We start from the raw sequence: 3,208 nt of genomic DNA, 5'->3' as shown, positions 1-3,208 counted from the left end.
GGTATTAGGAGCCTGACGATGACCTACTCTCACATGGGCAACGCCACACTACCATCGGCGCTGGTCTGTTTCACTTCTGAGTTCGGGATGGGATCAGGTGGTTCCAGACCGCTATGGTCGTCAGGCAAAACGGTTGATCACTGGGGGACGAGAAGGAACTGAGTGATGTTGATTTCGTTTGAGCGGTTAGGCTCTGCGTTATCCGCAATTGTCTTGGGTGTTATATAGTCAAGCCGCACGAGCAATTAGTATCGGTTAGCTCAACGCCTCGCAGCGCTTACACACCCGACCTATCAACGTCCTGGTCTTGAACGGCTCTTCAGGGACCTCNAGGGTCCAGGGAGATCTCATCTTGGAAGGGGCTTCCCGCTTAGATGCTTTCAGCGGTTATCCTGTCCGAACATAGCTACCGGGCAATGCGACTGGCGTCACAACCCGAACACCAGAGGTTCGTCCACTCCGGTCCTCTCGTACTAGGAGCAGCTTTCCTCAAATCTCCAACGTCCACGGCAGATAGGGACCGAACTGTCTCACGACGTTCTAAACCCAGCTCGCGTACCACTTTAAATGGCGAACAGCCATACCCTTGGGACCGGCTTCAGCCCCAGGATGTGATGAGCCGACATCGAGGTGCCAAACACCGCCGTCGATGTGAACTCTTGGGCGGTATCAGCCTGTTATCCCCGGAGTACCTTTTATCCGTTGAGCGATGGCCCTTCCATACAGAACCACCGGATCACTATGACCTACTTTCGTACCTGCTCGACGTGTCTGTCTCGCAGTTAAGCGGGCTTGTGCCATTACACTAACCGCATGATGTCCGACCATGCTTAGCCCACCTTTGTGCTCCTCCGTTACGCTTTGGGAGGAGACCGCCCCAGTCAAACTACCCACCACACAGTGTCCTCATCCCCGATAAGGGGACCAAGTTAGAACCTCAAACATGTCAGGCTGGTATTTCAAGGTTGGCTCCATGAGAACTGGCGTTCCCACTTCAAAGCCTCCCAGCTATCCTACACAAACATGCTCAAAGTTCACTGTGAAGCTATAGTAAAGGTTCACGGGGTCTTTCCGTCTAGCCGCGGATACACCGCATCTTCACGGCGATTTCAATTTCACTGAGTCTCGGGTAGAGACAGCGCCCCCATCGTTACGCCATTCGTGCAGGTCGGAACTTACCCGACAAGGAATTTCGCTACCTTAGGACCGTTATAGTTACGGCCGCCGTTTACCGGGGCTTCGATCAAGAGCTTCGCGCAAGCGCTAACCCCATCAATTAACCTTCCGGCACCGGGCAGGCGTCACACCGTATACGTCCACTTTCGTGTTTGCACAGTGCTGTGTTTTTAATAAACAGTCGCAGGGGCCTGGTATCTTCGACTGGCTTCAGCTCCACCCGCAGGGATTTCACTTACCACCAGCGTGCCTTCTCCCGAAGTTACGGCACCATTTTGCCTAGTTCCTTTACCCGAGTTCTCTCAAGCGCCTTGGTATTCTCTACCTGACCACCTGTGTCGGTTTGGGGTACGGTCTCGAATAGCCTGAAGCTTAGAAGATTTTCCTGGAAGCATGGCATCAATGACTTCCCGCTCTAAGAGCAGTCGTCGTCGCGTCTCGAGATTGTGGACCCGGATTTGCCTAAGTCCACTCCCTACTCGCTTAAACCGGGACAACCGTCGCCCGGCTCACCTAGCCTTCTCCGTCTCTCCATCGCAGCTATCCAAGGTACGGGAATATTAACCCGTTTCCCATCGACTACACCTTTCGGTCTCGCCTTAGGGGCCGACTCACCCTGCGCCGATTAGCGTTGCGCAGGAACCCTTGGTCTTCCGGCGTGCGGGTTTTTCACCCGCATTGTCGTTACTCATGTCAGCATTCGCACTTCTGATACCTCCAGCATGCTTCTCAACACACCTTCGCAGGCTTACAGAACGCTCCCCTACCCCGCATACAAAGTATGCAGCCGCAGCTTCGGTGACCAGTTTGAGCCCCGTTACATCTTCCGCGCAGGCCGACTCGACTAGTGAGCTATTACGCTTTCTTTAAAGGATGGCTGCTTCTAAGCCAACCTCCTAGCTGTCTGAGCCTTCCCACATCGTTTCCCACTTAACTGGTACTTGGGGACCTTAGCTGGCGGTCTGGGTTGTTTCCCTCTTCACGACGGACGTTAGCACCCGCCGTGTGTCTCCCGGATAGTACTCACAGGTATTCGGAGTTTGCATCGGGTTGGTAAGTCGGGATGACCCCCTAGCCGAAACAGTGCTCTACCCCCTGTGGTATTCGTCCGAGGCGCTACCTAAATAGCTTTCGGGGAGAACCAGCTATCTCCGGGCTTGATTAGCCTTTCACTCCGATCCACAAGTCATCCCCTGGCTTTTCAACGACAGTGGGTTCGGTCCTCCAGTTGATGTTACTCAACCTTCAACCTGCTCATGGATAGATCGCCCGGTTTCGGGTCTATGCCCAGCGACTAAATCGCCCTATTCAGACTCGGTTTCCCTACGGCTCCCCTAAACGGTTAACCTCGCCACTGAACATAAGTCGCTGACCCATTATACAAAAGGTACGCCGTCACGGAACAAGTCCGCTCCGACTGCTTGTACGCATACGGTTTCAGGATCTATTTCACTCCCCTCACAGGGGTTCTTTTCGCCTTTCCCTCACGGTACTGGTTCACTATCGGTCAGTCAGGAGTATTTAGCCTTGGAGGATGGTCCCCCCATGTTCAGACAGGATATCACGTGTCCCGTCCTACTCGATTTCACCAGACTCAGGTTTCGGATACGGGGCTATCACCCACTATGGCGGCACTTTCCAGAGCCTTCTCCTACCAGTTGTCTAGCTTAAGGGCTAGTCCCCGTTCGCTCGCCGCTACTTAGGGAATCTCGGTTGATTTCTTTTCCTCGGGGTACTTAGATGTTTCAGTTCCCCCGGTTCGCCTCTTACACCTATGTATTCAGTGCAAGATACCGACCCGAAAGTCGGTGGGTTTCCCCATTCAGAAATGCCCGGATCACAGCTTGTTTGCCAGCTCCCCGAACCTTATCGCAGGCTTCCACGTCTTTCATCGCCTCTGACTGCCAAGGCATCCACCGTATGCGCTTAGTTGCTTGACTATATAACCCCAAGACAACTGATCACGAATCCACACCCATCACCAGGCAAGCCTGATTCAGAGGTTTCTTCGAGACAGCCACTTGAAGCAATA

General features: G+C 53.6%; 2 rRNA genes. Both read right to left on the bottom strand.

The features are described from left to right. Positions 1 to 10 precede the first annotated feature (10 nt). Positions 11 to 125, bottom strand: a 5S ribosomal RNA gene (rrf, locus tag MDHKLMBL_RS20570). Between the two features lie 99 nt (positions 126 to 224). Beyond that, positions 225 to 3,116 (bottom strand): 23S ribosomal RNA (locus MDHKLMBL_RS20565). Positions 3,117 to 3,208 lie beyond the last annotated feature (92 nt).

The sequence above is a fragment of the Marinobacter flavimaris genome (assembly GCF_002933295.1).
Lineage (GTDB): Bacteria > Pseudomonadota > Gammaproteobacteria > Pseudomonadales > Oleiphilaceae > Marinobacter > Marinobacter flavimaris.
The sequence above is the reverse complement of the archived record's forward strand: the minus strand, read 5'-3'. Positions and strand labels throughout refer to the sequence as shown.